Here is a 15025-nt window from a genome sequence, read left to right on the forward strand (position 1 = left end):
CCAGTTGTCAGATTTTGGGTTAATTGAGCCGAATGATCTTATTCACCTCAAAATTAGTAATGTCTGCAATGTGAAAATCTTCCATGAACTGCTGATAAAGGAGCTGTGTTGAGATGATTCCTGTCAGAGCCATGTTCTCCGTCTCACTCTCGCCCAGCTTATGTTTCTTTCTGAACTTGGCAACCAGAAAGCCCGTCTTGCCGGGATCGAAGATGCCGGTCTTTTTCAGATACCGGTCGGACAGCAGGTGATCGGCATAACCGGGCAGGTTCTGGAAGAATACATCCTGTATCGGCGCCCGGTATGGGTGCTTGGGACGATTGGTAATCCTGGGGGGCAGATTCCCGGCAAAGGTTTTTTTCAGGATGTACTTTTCGTTCAAGGCCTTGATCTTCCATTGGGGAGGGAGCCTCATGGCGAAATCGATGACCCTGAAATCCAGAAAAGGAACTCTCATTTCCACTGAATTGGCCATGGCTACCCGGTCTCCCTGGGAAGAAAGCAGGTAGTTGGAGAGGAAGATGCTGGTTTCCAGGTACTGGGCCTTTGCCAGGTAATCACGGCCGTTAAAACCATCGGGGAGTACTGCCTTCAACTCCTGATCGGGGTGATAGCTTGTGAGGGCAGTGGTCACATCCTCTGAAAAAAACATGACGTTTCTGCCGGTATTTTTCCAGCGGATGCCATGGGAGAAGAAAGGGTCTTCCGAATCGGCGGCGTCAACCCCATAGAATTTCTGAAGAAAAGTCCTTTCCCTGGCCGGGTTCTGGAAGATGTACGGGTAAAGCTTTTCCAGAAGAAGAGGGCGCACCCTTGACTCCGGCTGGTTTGCCCAGAATCGGCGAATCTTTGCCTCTTTGAAGATGTTGTAGCCGCCGAAGATTTCATCGGCGCCTTCACCGGTCAATACGATCTTGAAGCTGTTGTCACTGACCACCTTCGAGAGTATGAACAAGGGCACAGGAGCAGTTCTCAGCAGGGGCTTTTCACAATGCCAGATCACCTTCGGCAGGTTATCCCGAATGTCGGTATTCTTTATTCGCCGGTTCGTATGGCCCGTCCCCAGAAATCTGACCATCTCATCCTGAAAAAGAGTTTCGTCGAAGGGACTTTCGTCGAATCCCACGGAAAAAGTCCTTAAATTATTGTCGAACCTGCTTGAGATGAGGGAGGTGATTATGGAAGAATCCAATCCACCGCTCAGGTAGGCTCCGACCGGAACATCGGCACGCAGTCTCAACCTGACTGCATCCAAGAGTAACTCCCGTAGTTCTTCGCAGGCTTCTCCGAATGTTCCCTGCCACCTTTCTTCCTTTTGATAAAAGGGGAGGCTCCAATAGGCTTTTTCTTCCACTATCTTGCCGTCTCTGAAGACCATGAAATGGCCGGGACGCAATTCGTGGACATCTTTAAAGGCAGTTCTATCGCCGACTGTCGTCCAAAAGGTGAAGATCTGCTTCAGTGCCTGAAGATCCAGTTCCCTTTTTATGGCCGGGTCCTGAAAAATGGCTTTGATTTCCGAGGCAAAGACAAGCCGGTTGTCATTCCGGGTGTAGAAGAGCGGCCTGATGCCAACCCGGTCCCTTGCCAGAAAGAGTTCTTTCTTCCGGGTATCCCATATGGCGAAGGCGAACTGCCCATTGACCATGGACAGGGCATCGGAGCCATATTCTTCATAAAGATGCACCAGCACTTCCGTATCGGTCGCCGTCCGAAACACATGCCCCTTTTTCAAAAGCAGCGTCCGCAGTTCGGGATAATTGAAAATCTCGCCGTTATATACGATCCAGAGCGTCCCATCCTCATTGCAGATCGGTTGAGTGCCTCCCCCCAGGTCGATGATGCTGAGGCGGGCGTGTCCCATGGCCATGTCGGCATCCAGGAATATGCCCGACGCATCGGGCCCCCGGTGCCGCATGACGGCGATCATCCTTGAGACCAGAACTTCAGGTGAGCGTCCCGGATTGCATATGCCTGCTATTCCACACATTCAATACTCACTTTTCTTGGAAAAGGTGACGCAGGGTCTTCCTCTGCATCCCTCCACTATTTTAGTCGGGACGTCTCGATCAACGGCAGGAACCGGGATAGGGCAGGGTTTTGTAAGCAGCGCCAGAACCAGGTGCTTGAGCTGTCGTTAAGCGAAATTTATTAAATTATTTCCATAAAATAAGGCGTTGTCAACAGGTTCCGAATTTTTTGGCGGCAACCCGGCGGAAACCTGGTACCGCTGATTCCTGCAACAGCCTGCAAAGCTGGTGATTCTCGTCACACACCTGATTCAGCTTTGAGGCTAAGTTAGGGAACACAAGCTGAGCTGTACCTATAAAAGCAGGTGCGGGAAATCGGCAAAAGCCGGCGGTCCGGCGATTTAAATCCGTTAAAGTTAAAAGGAGTAACTATGAAAAAAAGCATTTGCCTGTTGCTTTTGGCTGTTTCCTGTTTCGGTGCAAGCGCACAAGTATTTGCCAAAGATGTAACACTCAACTGGGACCGTAATACTGAGCCTGACCTGGCAGGTTACAAGCTTTATTACAAAGCCGGTTCATCCACAGGAACCTTCGACGGTTCAGATGCGGTCCAGGCAAATCGCCGGTTGACGTGAAGAACCTGAATACCTTTACCCTGAACGGCCTTGATCCTGCTAAAGACTATTTTTTTGAAGTGACAGCTTACGATGCTTCAGGGAATGAAAGCGCTTTTTCCAACATGGTACAAGCCTATGCAGCAGTAGTTCCTCCTGCTGTGCCGGATACTGCAGCTTCTGGTGACGGTAATGGCGACGGAGCCGTCAACATTGCCGATGCGCTGGTGATTTTGCAGGCCAGTTTGAAGCCGGCACTGCAGACGCAGGCGATGAAAGCAGCCGGGGATGTGTGGCCCCTTGACGCCAATGGCAAGCCCAAGGGGGATGGTGTGATTAATCTGAACGATGCCCGCCTGATCCTGCAGCGGGCAGTGGGGCTGGTCAGCTGGTAATAGCTGAATATTGCAATGTTGCTTAAAAAGGGTGCCGGGAATAATCTCGGCACCCTTTTTCATTTAATACCGTCACCGTTACAAATATCTCCAGCTGTCATTGAATTTTCCCGTAAATAAATTATCCTATAGGAGTATATTATTATTAATTAATTAAATGCGCGATGCTGTGGGTCTGGTTTTAAAAGGGCGGTCTGCAGGTTGGCGAACAAGTCATCGGGAGAGACGATGAACAAACTGCTCATCATCGAAGACAACTGCGAGTTGCGCAAACAGCTGAAATGGGGAGTTGGAAAAGAATATGACGTCATGTTTGCAGGAAACTGTAAAGAAGCCATTGCTCTATTTTACAGGTATCGTCCTAAAGTAGTTACCCTGGGTATCGGCCTGTCTCCTGACGAGAATGGAATAGTCGAAGGTTTTCGCTGTCTGGAGCAGATTCTCAGTCATTCTCCCACTACCAGGGTAATAGTCATTACCGAACACGAACGCCGGGACATCGGGCTCAAGGCTGTGCAGACAGGCGCATATGACTTTTATCGGAAACCGATCCAGATGAGTGAACTGAGGGTGATCATCAACAGGGCTTTTAACCTGCTGGATATGGAAGAGAAGAACGCACGGCAGCCGTCGGCATTGGAACAGAAGGGGTGCGGTTTCGGCGGCATCATCGGCCAAAGTCCGCAGATGTTGCAGGTGTTTTCCATGATCAGAAAGGTATCTTCATCGGATGTAGCCGTGTTCATCACAGGTGAAAGCGGCACCGGCAAGGAACTGGTGGCAAAGGCTCTGCACAATATGAGCCTCAGAAAAAACGGCCCTTTCGTACCCATAAACTGCGGCGCAATCCCCGAAAACCTCCTTGAATCCGAGTTGTTCGGCACCGAACGTGGCGCTTTCACCGGCGCCCATGCCAGGATTCTCGGCAAGGCGGAATATGCCCACAAGGGGACCATGTTTCTCGATGAAATAGGGGAACTGCCAGGTAACCTCCAGGTAAAGCTTCTCCGTTTTCTTCAGGAAAAGGTTCTGCAGCGGGTGGGTGGAAGGGAAGACATAGCCGTTGATGCCAGAATAATTTCGGCAACCAACATGGACATTGCCAGGGCAATCGGCGAAGGTTTGTTCCGGGAAGACCTCTACTACAGGATTGCCGTCATAACCATAAATCTTCCCCCATTGCGGGAGCGGGGGGACGACATCATGCTGCTGGCAAACCTTTTCCTGAAAAGGGCGACGGAGGAATTCTGCAAAAAGACCAGAGGCTTCAGTACTTCATCTTTGAAAATCCTGAAAAACTACACCTGGCCCGGAAATGTGCGAGAACTTGAGAACAGGGTGCAGCGCGCGGTGATCATGTCCGATTCCCCACTGATAGAGCCGGCTGATCTTGGGCTTACTGAAAACAGCATGCCGCTGATGATGCCGCCTATGGGCTGTGTGACTTTGAAAGACGCAAGAGACAGGCTGGAAAGGGAGATGATCATCTCCGCACTTGGCCGCCAGGAAGGCAATATAGCTAAAACGGCTGAAGTTTTAGGTGTCAGCAGACCGACTCTTTACGACCTCATGAAAAAGTACAGCCTCAGCAGGCTTTCACCAACCCCCGAAAGGCAGGGCACAAATGACGGTATCCAATACGGCCAACAATAACAACAATGCTAAAACCTTTGCCTTTCTGAGAAGCATCCCTATATTTGCCTCACTGACGGATGATCAACTTTCTTCACTGATGGGCATTATCGAAGAAAAAAAGTTCTTCAGGAACAATGTCATTCTCTGGGAGGAAGATACCCAGCGATATATGTACATCGTTTCCTCCGGCAAAGTGAAGGTCGTCCAGACCAGTGAAGATGGCAAGGAGCATATCCTCGCCATTCACAAGAAGGGCGAATACTTTGGCGAAATGGCTATTCTGGATGGTAAAACCGCGCCGGCTACGGTTATTGCCATGGAAGATTCCCTGATCCAGCTCATAGCAAGGGAGAGTTTCGAAAAGTTTCTCCTGCAGAACGAAAAGGTCATGAATCAGCTTATCTCCATGTTATGCCACCGATTGAGAGAGTCATGGCTGATGCTGAAGGTGATGAGCTTTTCAAGCGCCGAGCAGCGGGTGAGAGCGGTTCTCGATCAATTGGGGAAATTGAACGGTGTACGGGATGAACGGGGCATCATCATCGCCCTGAAACTGATGCACAAGGATATCGCCGGCTATGCCAACGTTTCCCGCGAAACGGTCACCCGTCTTTTAAACCGGTTTGCAAAAGAGAGCAAGATCGAGATTCTGGACAACAAGTACATCCTCCTTAAAGAACATTCTGCCGAAAGCAGATAATCTTTCCTATCCGCAGAACCTGTCATTTTCCATGCATCCCCCAAAAATTGGGTTTAACAGAGGCGGTGAACGTGTTATAAGGTTCAAATATTCAAACCTTTATGCAGGATGTGGAGATATGACATGAATAAGTGGATTGTGGCGGTGCTTTTGATTGCGGTTGTTGCCGGGTGCGGCGTTGAGTGGTTTCCGGAGGATAGTACCACCTCGGGAAGCAAAAATAGTAATGTTTCCTTCTCTTTTGAGGGGACGAATAAGTGCAGTCAGTTGGCAGGCTCATTTGCGGACTCCGGTCCGATACAGATATTTAATCTCCAGACTTCGGCAACCATCAGCATATCCGGGACTGCAACGAGTAAGTATACGATAACCGACCAATCACCAAGGAGCGACCAAGGCGTTATCCGCCCAGGCGAAACCGTTTCTGTGTCCCATCAGAATGCGGCTCAGGATGCCACGTCAAAAATAACGATCACAACTTTAACGATTGCCGGAAAAAGTGCTTCCTTTAAATCTTCGATTGATCCTTGTCCACAAGGGACAACTACCATTCAATGATTCACGGCACCGGTGTCGACATAGTTGATATATCCCGCTTCCAGCGCTTCGTAACTGAAAACAACACCGCCCTCCTGGAACGGGTCTTTACCCGGCGGGAGCTCGATTACTGTTCCGGAAAGAAGCACAGCGCCCAGCACTTCGCCCTGCGCTTTGCCGCCAAGGAGGCTTTTCTCAAGGCTTTGGGCACCGGTCTCCGGGGTGGGCTCAGCTGGCAGCATATGGAGATCGTCAACGATCGGCTGGGGAAGCCGGAAATGCTCCTGGCCGGCAAGGCGGCTGAACTCTTTGCCGAAGCGGGCTTGCAAAAGATTTTTCTTTCCCTTTCCCACGACGGCAACATGGCTGTGGCTATGCTGGTATTGGAGAAATAAATGAAGGTCGTTACCGGCGAGACCATGCAGCAGCTGGACCGCAGAACCATCGATGAGTTGGGCATTCCCGGGCTGACCCTCATGGAAAATGCCGGCCGCTGCTGCGCTGAAGCCATAACTGCCGCTTATGGCGGCAACAAAAAACTTGTCATTGTCGCCGGCAAGGGAAACAACGGCGGCGACGGCTTTGTCATAGCCAGACTTTTATCAGGACAGGGCTGGCAGGTGCGGGTTTTTATCCTCTGTTCTCCGGAAGAGATCACTGGCGATGCGGCCGTTAACCTGCAGAGGCTTGATGAGACCATGGTCACCATCTGTCCCCGGTCCGGCGATCTGGCCCGGCACGGTTCTGCCTTCGCCGGTGCCGGTGTGGTGGTGGATGCTATTCTGGGAACCGGGCTGAAATCAGAGGTGAGGGGGGTTTATGCAGAAGCCATAGATCTGGTCAATTCGGCTTCGGCCCCGGTTTTTGCCGTGGATATTCCTTCGGGCGTTGATTCGGCTAGTGGCAAGATTCTGGGCAAGGCTGTCCGGGCAGATATGACGGTAACCTTCGCTGCTGCCAAGCTGGGCTGCATTCTCTATCCGGGGGCCGAGTTGTGCGGCAAGCTGAAGGTGGTTGACATCGGCATACCGGAACAGGTGATTGCCGATGCGCCCGGATGTGAATTTATGGACCATGCAGCTGCCCATAAACTGCTGCGGCCTCGGGGGAGGCAGACCCACAAAGGACAATGCGGCCATTGTCTCATCGTTGCCGGATCCAGCGGGAAAACCGGCGCTGCTGCCATGGCGGCCAACTCTGCGGTCCGTGCTGGTGCCGGCCTTGTCACCGTGGCTGTTCCGGCGATGCTTAATCCTACCATGGAGATCAAAACCACCGAGGCCATGTCTCTGCCTGTGCCTGACGGCGGAACCGGCTTTTTCTGCGGGGATGCTTTCAAGGGGATCATGACGGCTGCGGCGGGGAAGGGCGTTCTTGCCATTGGCCCCGGATTGTCACTGGAGCCCGAAACCGCCGACCTGGTACGGAAGATAGTGAGCCAAGCGGCACTGCCGCTGGTGGTTGATGCCGATGGACTTAATGCCGTTGCTGCACAGCCCGAAGCGCTGCAAGCTAGAAAATCGTCGGTTGTCATCCTTACACCACATCCGGGAGAGATGGCGAGACTTGCCGGAATAACCGTAGCCGATGTGGAAGGGGATAGAATTGGAGTTGCCAAGTCCTTCAGCAGCAGGTATAAAGTCTTTCTGATCCTGAAGGGGGCAAGAACGATCATTGCCTCCCCCGACGGAGAAATCGCCATCAACGGCAGCGGCAATCCGGGCATGGCTTCCGGCGGGATGGGAGATGTGCTGACAGGTGTTGTCACGGCACTGGTTGGTCAAGGTTACCCGCCATTTTTTGCCTGCTGCCTTGGAACATTCATCCATGGCCTCTCAGGCGATTTAGTCGCCGCTGAAAAAGGGGAGATCGGCATTTCGGCAGTGGATGTGCAGGAATCGCTGCCCTATGCTTTTAAAACACTGCTTTCCAATGCTATGAACGGTTCTTCATAACCAAGAGGAGATAAACATGCTGACTGCTGCCGATGTGATGACAAAAGACAATATTATTACGGTTACCAGGGATACGACCGTGCGGACCCTGGCCGAACTGTTCACCAAACACAGGGTGAGCAGTTTCCCCGTGGTCGATGAGAATAATCATCTGGTCGGCATTGTTACCGAGACTGATCTGATAGAGCAGGACAAAAGCCTGCACATTCCAACGGTAATATCTATCTTCGACTGGGTCTTATACCTTGAAAGCGACAAGAAATTTGAAAAAGAGCTGAAGAAAATGACCGGTCAGACCGTTGGTGACATCTTTTCCGAGGACGTTGCCAGCGTCAATGCTTCAACACCACTGAACGAGGTGGCGGACATCATGAGCAAAAGGCAGATTCATGCTCTTCCGGTGGTGGAAGGACAGAAACTGGTGGGTGTCGTCAGTCGCATCGATCTTATCCGCAGCATGATCGAGCCGTGACCTGGTCGCTTGTCAGCAAAAGCGTCGAAGAGACGGTCTCTGTTGGAAAAAGGCTGGGAGCCCTTCTTCAGGGGGGCGATTTCGTTGCTTTGCAGGGTGAACTGGGCGCCGGAAAAACCCAGCTCGCCAAAGGGATTGCCGAAGGACTGGGGGTCGATCCGTCCATCCCCGTAACCAGCCCGACCTATACCCTTCTCAATGTCTATTCGGGAAGACTTCCCTTTTATCACTTCGATCTGTACCGGCTGCATGGTGGCCAGGACTTGCTTGATCTCGGTTTCGACGAATATTTCCATGGCGATGGCGTCTGTCTTGTGGAATGGGCCGAGCGCCTGCAGGATATGCTGCCTGACGACTACCTTCTCATAACGATGTCTCATGTGGGTGATGACTGCAGAAGTCTTTCTTTTATACCTTCGGGAAGCAGGGGGGAACAATTGATCCGGCTTCTCATGGATGATGATAATGAAAAAATGTTTTGACCGGGAGATTGATTCTTGGTAATAAGGTTATTCCGAATAAATTAGGGCATGTTGCTCATTAAATAAGGGAGGAGGACTTGCATGGCACTGGTGGTCCAAAAGTATGGCGGCAGTTCAATGGGGACAATAGAGCGAATTCGTAATGTTGCCAAGAGGGTCGCTAAAACATATGATGCCGGCAACGACATGGTTGTAGTCGTTTCGGCAATGTCCGGTGAAACAAACAAGCTGGTCGCCCTGGCCAATGATATAAGTGAGTTTCCGGATAACAGGGAATACGACGTCCTGGTTGCATCGGGAGAGCAGGTTTCCATTGCCCTCCTGGCCATGTGTCTCAAATCCATGGGCTATAAAGCCAAGTCATATCATGCTGGCAGATTCCCATAATCACCGATAACGCTTTCAGCAAGGCTCGCATCGAAAAGATCGACGATACGAAGATACGTGCCGACATCAAGGATGGGACTATTCTCGTTGTAGCCGGCTTTCAGGGAGTAGACAGTGACGGTAACGTCACCACTCTCGGGCGCGGCGGCTCCGATACCTCTGCAGTGGCCATGGCGGCAGCCTCAAGGCCGACGTCTGTGAAATATACACCGATGTTGATGGCGTCTATACTACCGATCCCAATATCTGTGAGGATGCAAAGAAGATCGAGAAGGTCTCCTATGATGAGATGCTTGAACTGGCAAGCCTTGGGGCAAAGGTCCTCCAGATACGCTCCGTGGAATTTGCCAAGAAATATAACGTGGATGTGCATGTGCGCTCCAGCTTCAACGACAATCCAGGAACCATGGTTACCAAGGAGGATAAAGATATGGAAGCAGTTCTCGTTTCAGGAATAGCATATGACAAAAACGAGGCCAAAATTGCCGTGATGCAGGTGCCCGACAAGCCTGGTATTGCAGCCAAGATACTATCGCCCTTGTCCGAAGCCAACATTTCGGTTGATATGATAGTGCAGAATGTGAGTGCAGCCGATCTGACCGATTTCACCTTTACCGTGACCAAGGCCGATTTCAAGAAGGCTCTGGCAATCACCAGGGAAGCAGCCAAAGGCATCGATGCAAAAGAGGTTGTGACAGACGAGAATATCAGCAAGGTTTCCGTGGTGGGCGTCGGCATGAGAAGCCACGCAGGTGTGGCAACCAGAATGTTCCAGGCCCTGGCCAAGGAAGGGATCAACATCCAGATGATCTCCACATCGGAAATAAAGGTTTCGGTGGTAATAGATGCCAAGTACACCGAGCTTGCCGTGCGTGTGCTCCACGATATTTTCGGCTTGTCCGGTAAAGCTGCATAATCTGCAAGCCGATTCGTCATAAAGCGACATAACCTGAAAGGCACAGAAATGCAGAGATTCCATCGATGTTTTCTGTGCCTTTTGGTTTAACAGAAGAACTACAACGCATATAAAGGTGAAAACATGAGTCTGGTAAAAATCTACGACACCACCCTTCGAGATGGTACCCAAGCTGAAGATATCTCTTTTCTTGTTGAAGACAAGGTCCGCATTGCCCATAAACTGGATGAATTCGGTGTCCATTATATCGAAGGGGGATGGCCGGGCAGCAATCCCAAGGATGTGGCTTTTTTCAAGGATATAAAAAAGGAAAAGCTTTCCCATGCCAAGATCGCTGCCTTCGGTTCCACCAGGCGCGCAAAGATCACCCCGGATAAAGATCAGAACATCATCACCCTGATCCAGGCCCAGCCCGACGTTGTCACCATTTTCGGCAAGACGTGGGATTTCCATGTTCGCGAGGCGCTGCGTATTTCCCTTGACGAGAATCTGGAGCTGATCTTCGACTCCCTGGAGTATCTCAAGGCGCATGCACCTGAAGTCTTCTATGATGCCGAGCATTTCTTCGACGCTACAAGGCCAATCCGGAATACGCCATCAAGACACTCAAGGCCGCAGAGGAGGCAAAGGTCGATTGCATAATTCTCTGTGACACCAACGGCGGCACCATGCCTTTCGATTTGTCCGACATCATCAAGGACGTGAAAAAGCACATCAAGACCCCTCTTGGCATTCACGCCCACAATGATTCCGAGTGTGCGGTTGCCAACTCTCTTATGGCCGTCTCCCTGGGCATCGTTCAGGTGCAGGGGACCATCAACGGCTTCGGTGAGCGTTGCGGCAATGCAAACCTTTGCTCCATCATCCCGGCCATGCAACTGAAAATGCATAAGGAGTCGGTTTCAGGGGAAAAGTTGAAGAAGCTGCGCGAATTATCCCGGTATGTTTATGAACTGGCCAATTTTTCGCCCAGCAAGCACCAACCATACGTGGGAAATTCAGCCTTTGCCCACAAAGGGGGGGTACACGTCAGTGCCATACAGAGACACCCGGAAACCTATGAACACCTGCGGCCGGAACTGGTGGGCAACAGCACCAGGGTTCTGGTATCCGACCTCTCGGGCAGAGCCAACATACTGGCAAAAGCCGAGGAATTTCAGATCAACTTGGACAGCAAGGATCCCGTTACCCTTGAAATCCTCGATAACATCAAGGAAATGGAGAACAGGGGATATCAATTCGAAGGGGCTGAGGCATCCTTCGAACTGCTGATGAAGCGGGCGCTTGGCACCCACAAGAAATTCTTCTCAGTGATTGGTTTCCGTGTCATCGATGAGAAACGTCATGAAGACCAGAAGATGATTTCGGAAGCGACCATCATGGTAAAGGTGGGCGGTAAGGTCGAACATACCGCTGCTGAAGGAAATGGTCCGGTCAACGCGCTTGATAATGCCATACGCAAGGCACTGGAGAAATTCTACCCGCGGCTCAAAGAGGTGAAACTGCTGGATTACAAGGTCAGGGTTCTTCCCGCGGGTCAGGGCACGGCATCGGCCATCAGGGTGCTGATCGAGTCGGGCGACAAACAAAGCCGCTGGGGCACGGTTGGCGTTTCGGACAATATCATTGACGCATCTTACCAGGCTCTGATCGATTGCATCGAATTCAAGCTGCACAAGGATGAGGAAAACGAGGCGTCGAGAAAGTGACGGTGAGAAGCCAGCGCTTCATAGTCTGGCTCTTTGCTTTCTTTCTTGTTGCATCTCTTTTGTATAAAGGCCACTGCTTACGGACGAAAACCGGACCGGCAGTGGCCTTTCTTTCTTGGTCAACAGGCAGAGTCACTGTTAGAATTAAAGGAGATGTGTCGCGCTCAGGCGTTTATCGATTACCTGACGGTTCTACCATAGGGACCGTCACAAATATGACGATCCTCGATCCGGCCTTTCTTCCTGCATCCGATGTCAATCTTCAGATATCATTGAAACCCGGCATGATTTTGGATGTTAAGCAAAAAGGGCAAAATAAGTACGCGCTATCCATAAGTTATATGAAGGCTAAAGAACGTCTGATCCTGGGAGTCCCCCTTGACCTGGGATTAATGGAAGAGGATGATTGGGAAGCCTTGCCTGGTATCGGACCAAAAACAGCAAAAGATATCGTTGATTATCGTCAAGATAATGGCGGTTTTTGTCCCATCGAGGAACTGAAAAGCGTAAAAGGTATCTCTGAAGAAGGTAGAAAAAATTATGGGATTTTTTATGAGTAAGTAACTATGTAAAATTGTAAAAGATTTTTACTGTCGATTAAGTGTAGCTTTGCCTTTTCCACTAATCTGCTTTGTCGTGGCATGTATGATGAATACCACAGGGGACACTTTGATTAATTATTTCACCCTCTGGAGGTTATTTATTATGCAATGTCCCAAGTGTAAAGGTCGCATGTTTGCCGAGAAATACTATGACTTCGTCAGGTCTTTTGATGCCTGGAAGTGCACCTGCTGTGGTGAGGTGCTCGATCCCACCATTCTTGCCAACAGGGCAAGGAATCACAACAGCTTTCTAGGTTGAGATGTATAAATCTTCATGAAGATGAGGGGGCAAGTTGCCCCCTTTTTTATTGCTTTTTCTGGGCTGATATATTGTATCGGGGGCACCTTCAGATACAATTTAGTAATTGTTTTTATGGGAGTTTTCATGTCCATTGCAGCTGACTGCTCCAGCCTCAACGGGTTTGTGGAAGATATGTTGAGGTGGGTCAGGGGAAAAGGCAAAATCCTCATTGTTGTTCACGATAATCCCGATCCCGATTGCTTCGCCTCGGCAATGGCCCTGAATCATCTTTTTGTCATGAAGTTGAACAGGGAAGCGGTCCTCTCATTCTCGGGGATGATTGGCCGAAGTGAAAACCTGGCCATGGCCAAAGAACTGCAGATACCGCTTACCCCCCTTGCAATTCTGAATATAAGCGATTTTCAGGTGATTTGCATGGTAGATACTCAACCTGGCGTCGGCAACAATTCATTGCCTCCTGGCACAACAGTTGACATTCTTATCGATCATCATCCGGTAAGAGAAACCAGCATGAACTGTCGCTTTGTGGATATACGTCCGAATTACGGTGTGACGGCGACTATCCTCTATGAATATCTGGTGGCAGAAAACATTCCCATCGGTACCAAACTTGCCACAGCCCTTTTTTATGCCATTAAATCGGAGACCCAGGATTTGGGTCGCGAGGCGAATCGACCTGACAGAGAAGCGTACCACAAGCTTTTTCCCCTCACCAACAAACTGCTTCTCTATGAGATCTGTCATCCGAAACTCCCTGCTGAATACTTCCTGTCCTTGAACAATGCCCTCAAACATACCCGAATATACGATACTGTACTGGTGGCAAACCTGCGCATGGTTGTCTTTCCTGAAATAGTTGCCGAGCTTGCCGATTTCCTGCTCAGACTTGAAAAGATCGAGACCGTGCTTTGTATGGGACATTACAATAATGAGATGATTTTATCCATGCGTACCATACGCCATGATACCAATGTGGGAGAAATCATCAAAAAGTTGGTGGACGGGATGGGGACAGCCGGAGGGCATGGCATGATGGCGGGTGGCAAGGTGGATAAGGTCTCTGCGTCTGTGGAAGAAATGCTCAAGCTTGAACGGATACTCACGGACCGGCTTTTCAAGGCGCTGGCAATGTCCAAGGTAAAACCGGAAAAACTATTCAGTAAGCACCCATGAAAGAGTTGCCAAACATGCCTTAAAATGTTACTAGATTAAGAATGTCAGTTTACCTGGACAATGCGGCTACTACTTTTCCCAAACCTGACCCCGTCTATGGAGCCGTTGAGCATGCCCTCCGAGAAATAGGCGTCGGTCCTGGCAGGGGCGGTTATAAAAGAAGCTTGGCCGCATCAAGACTTGTTTTCGAGGCGCGCGAGATACTGGCATCTTTCTTTGGCATTACCGATTCATCCCGCCTGGTCTTTACCCACAGTGCTACCGAAGGACTCAATATCGCAGTCAACGGCTTGTTAAAGCCTGGCGACCATGTTGTTACGACGACAATGGAACACAACTCCCTTGTCCGCCCTCTGTATGCTGCAAAAAACAGAGGCGTGCAAATAACCTGGGTTACTGCCGACAGGAATGGGAGCATTGACCCTGCCGCGATTTATGCTGCACTTCGCCCGGAAACGAAGCTTATAGCCTTGTCCCACTGCAGCAATGTGACCGGCACTATCCAACCCATTGCCTCGATCGGTGACACGGCAAGAAAGGCAGGAGTTTTCTTCCTGGTTGATGCTGCCCAGAGCGCCGGATACCTGCCGATCAACGTTATCGACCAGAAGATAGATCTGTTGGCAGTACCGGGCCACAAAGGGCTGCTGGGTCCCCAGGGGACAGGTCTTCTTTATATCGCAGAACATGTCGAGCTGTCGCCGTTTCTTTTGGGCGGGACCGGAACTTCCTCGTCGGATACGGCACAGCCTGAGACGATGCCGGAAAAGTTCGAAAGCGGCACATTGAATACGCCGGGCATAGCCGGACTTAAAGCAGGTGTGGAATTCATTCTGAAAACAGGCATCGATAATATCAGGCAGAAGGAGATGAAACTGGTGTCCCTGCTGCTTGATGGTCTGAAACAGCTCCCACGGGTTAAGACTTTTGCAGCGGATAATGCCGAATCGCGCGGGGGGGCCGTATCCTTCACTGTCGAGGGTATTGATCCTGCAACCATAGGTTTTCATCTTGATGCCGATTTCGATATCAGCGTCAGGGTCGGACTTCACTGCGCCCCCATGGCCCACAAGACCATCGGTACTTATCCCCATGGGACTGTCAGGGTAAGTCCAGGGTTTTTCAACACCGACAAAGACATAGCCTTCTTGCTGGATGCATTGCACAGCATCATTCATTAAGGAAAGGATCGGTAATGAGAAGGATATTTTATTCC

General features: G+C 50.6%; 14 protein-coding genes and 2 pseudogenes. 15 read left to right on the forward strand and 1 reads right to left on the reverse strand.

Features of this window, described 5'->3' with window-relative positions:
• Window positions 1-19: 19 nt before the first annotated feature.
• A complete protein-coding gene (gene asnB, locus JCM15764_RS08160) occupies window positions 20-1990 on the reverse strand; it encodes an asparagine synthase (glutamine-hydrolyzing) (protein ID WP_054694507.1) in 1971 nt (656 codons plus the stop codon).
• A 411-nt stretch (window positions 1991-2401) separates the two neighbouring features.
• On the opposite strand from asnB, the gene JCM15764_RS08165 reads away from it, so the two are divergent.
• The 15 genes and pseudogenes from JCM15764_RS08165 (at window position 2402) to JCM15764_RS08230 (ending at window position 14990) form a co-directional block, all read left to right on the forward strand.
• Window positions 2402-2605, forward strand: a complete 204-nt coding sequence (locus JCM15764_RS08165) for a hypothetical protein (protein WP_054694509.1) — start codon at window positions 2402-2404, stop codon at window positions 2603-2605.
• A complete protein-coding gene (locus tag JCM15764_RS08170) occupies window positions 2602-2979 on the forward strand; it encodes a dockerin type I repeat-containing protein (RefSeq protein WP_054694512.1) in 378 nt (125 codons plus the stop codon). Before JCM15764_RS08165 ends, JCM15764_RS08170 begins: the two co-directional genes overlap by 4 nt.
• 228 nt (window positions 2980-3207) lie before the next feature.
• The gene (gene prsR / locus JCM15764_RS08175) at window positions 3208-4632 is read left to right on the forward strand and encodes a PEP-CTERM-box response regulator transcription factor (RefSeq protein WP_054694516.1); all 1425 of its coding nucleotides are present in this window, start codon (window positions 3208-3210) and stop codon (window positions 4630-4632) included.
• Entirely contained in the window at window positions 4604-5314 is a 711-nt protein-coding gene (locus tag JCM15764_RS08180; protein WP_243688595.1) for a Crp/Fnr family transcriptional regulator, read from the forward strand. Before prsR ends, JCM15764_RS08180 begins: the two co-directional genes overlap by 29 nt.
• A 123-nt stretch (window positions 5315-5437) precedes the next feature.
• A complete protein-coding gene (locus JCM15764_RS08185) occupies window positions 5438-5872 on the forward strand; it encodes a hypothetical protein (RefSeq protein ID WP_054694519.1) in 435 nt (144 codons plus the stop codon).
• Complete coding sequence (locus JCM15764_RS08190; RefSeq protein ID WP_054694522.1) at window positions 5869-6246, forward strand: holo-[acyl-carrier-protein] synthase; 378 nt, start codon at window positions 5869-5871, stop codon at window positions 6244-6246. The genes JCM15764_RS08185 and JCM15764_RS08190 overlap by 4 nt, the downstream gene beginning before the upstream one ends.
• Window positions 6247-7806, forward strand: a complete 1560-nt coding sequence (locus tag JCM15764_RS08195) for a bifunctional ADP-dependent NAD(P)H-hydrate dehydratase/NAD(P)H-hydrate epimerase (protein ID WP_054694524.1) — start codon at window positions 6247-6249, stop codon at window positions 7804-7806.
• A 16-nt stretch (window positions 7807-7822) separates the two neighbouring features.
• The gene (locus JCM15764_RS08200) at window positions 7823-8278 is read left to right on the forward strand and encodes a CBS domain-containing protein (protein WP_054694530.1); all 456 of its coding nucleotides are present in this window, start codon (window positions 7823-7825) and stop codon (window positions 8276-8278) included.
• Window positions 8275-8760: a tRNA (adenosine(37)-N6)-threonylcarbamoyltransferase complex ATPase subunit type 1 TsaE gene (tsaE, locus tag JCM15764_RS08205; protein WP_054694533.1), complete on the forward strand. Its 486-nt coding sequence runs from the start codon at window positions 8275-8277 to the stop codon at window positions 8758-8760. The genes JCM15764_RS08200 and tsaE overlap by 4 nt, the downstream gene beginning before the upstream one ends.
• 81 nt (window positions 8761-8841) lie before the next feature.
• A pseudogene (locus JCM15764_RS08210) lies at window positions 8842-10063 on the forward strand (aspartate kinase).
• A gap of 123 nt (window positions 10064-10186) precedes the next feature.
• Window positions 10187-11772: pseudogene (gene cimA, locus JCM15764_RS08215) on the forward strand (citramalate synthase).
• On the forward strand, window positions 11769-12332 hold the full coding sequence (locus JCM15764_RS08220; RefSeq protein WP_243688596.1) for a ComEA family DNA-binding protein: 564 nt from the start codon (window positions 11769-11771) through the stop codon (window positions 12330-12332). The pseudogene cimA and the gene JCM15764_RS08220 overlap by 4 nt, the downstream one beginning before the upstream one ends.
• Before the next feature lie 145 nt (window positions 12333-12477).
• A complete protein-coding gene (locus tag JCM15764_RS22450) occupies window positions 12478-12633 on the forward strand; it encodes a transcription initiation factor IIB family protein (RefSeq protein WP_012648007.1) in 156 nt (51 codons plus the stop codon).
• Between the two features lie 126 nt (window positions 12634-12759).
• On the forward strand, window positions 12760-13809 hold the full coding sequence (locus tag JCM15764_RS08225; protein WP_054694537.1) for a DHH family phosphoesterase: 1050 nt from the start codon (window positions 12760-12762) through the stop codon (window positions 13807-13809).
• A gap of 41 nt (window positions 13810-13850) precedes the next feature.
• Entirely contained in the window at window positions 13851-14990 is a 1140-nt protein-coding gene (locus tag JCM15764_RS08230; RefSeq protein WP_054694539.1) for an aminotransferase class V-fold PLP-dependent enzyme, read from the forward strand.
• Window positions 14991-15025: the final 35 nt, after the last annotated feature.

Source organism: Geotalea toluenoxydans JCM 15764, from assembly GCF_001311985.1.
Lineage (GTDB): Bacteria > Desulfobacterota > Desulfuromonadia > Geobacterales > Geobacteraceae > Geotalea > Geotalea toluenoxydans.

Excerpts from the sequence above, each read along its gene's own strand:
- asnB (WP_054694507.1), bottom strand. The coding sequence starts at position 1,990 with ATGTGTGGAATAGCAGGCATATGCAATCCGGGACGCTCACCTGAAGTT.
- JCM15764_RS08165 (WP_054694509.1), top strand. The coding sequence starts at position 2,402 with ATGAAAAAAAGCATTTGCCTGTTGCTTTTGGCTGTTTCCTGTTTCGGT.
- prsR (WP_054694516.1), top strand. The coding sequence starts at position 3,208 with ATGAACAAACTGCTCATCATCGAAGACAACTGCGAGTTGCGCAAACAG.
- JCM15764_RS08180 (WP_243688595.1), top strand. The coding sequence starts at position 4,604 with ATGACGGTATCCAATACGGCCAACAATAACAACAATGCTAAAACCTTT.
- JCM15764_RS08185 (WP_054694519.1), top strand. The coding sequence starts at position 5,438 with ATGAATAAGTGGATTGTGGCGGTGCTTTTGATTGCGGTTGTTGCCGGG.
- JCM15764_RS08190 (WP_054694522.1), top strand. The coding sequence starts at position 5,869 with ATGATTCACGGCACCGGTGTCGACATAGTTGATATATCCCGCTTCCAG.
- JCM15764_RS08195 (WP_054694524.1), top strand. The coding sequence starts at position 6,247 with ATGAAGGTCGTTACCGGCGAGACCATGCAGCAGCTGGACCGCAGAACC.
- JCM15764_RS08200 (WP_054694530.1), top strand. The coding sequence starts at position 7,823 with ATGCTGACTGCTGCCGATGTGATGACAAAAGACAATATTATTACGGTT.
- JCM15764_RS22450 (WP_012648007.1), top strand. The coding sequence starts at position 12,478 with ATGCAATGTCCCAAGTGTAAAGGTCGCATGTTTGCCGAGAAATACTAT.
- JCM15764_RS08225 (WP_054694537.1), top strand. The coding sequence starts at position 12,760 with ATGTCCATTGCAGCTGACTGCTCCAGCCTCAACGGGTTTGTGGAAGAT.
- JCM15764_RS08230 (WP_054694539.1), top strand. The coding sequence starts at position 13,851 with ATGTCAGTTTACCTGGACAATGCGGCTACTACTTTTCCCAAACCTGAC.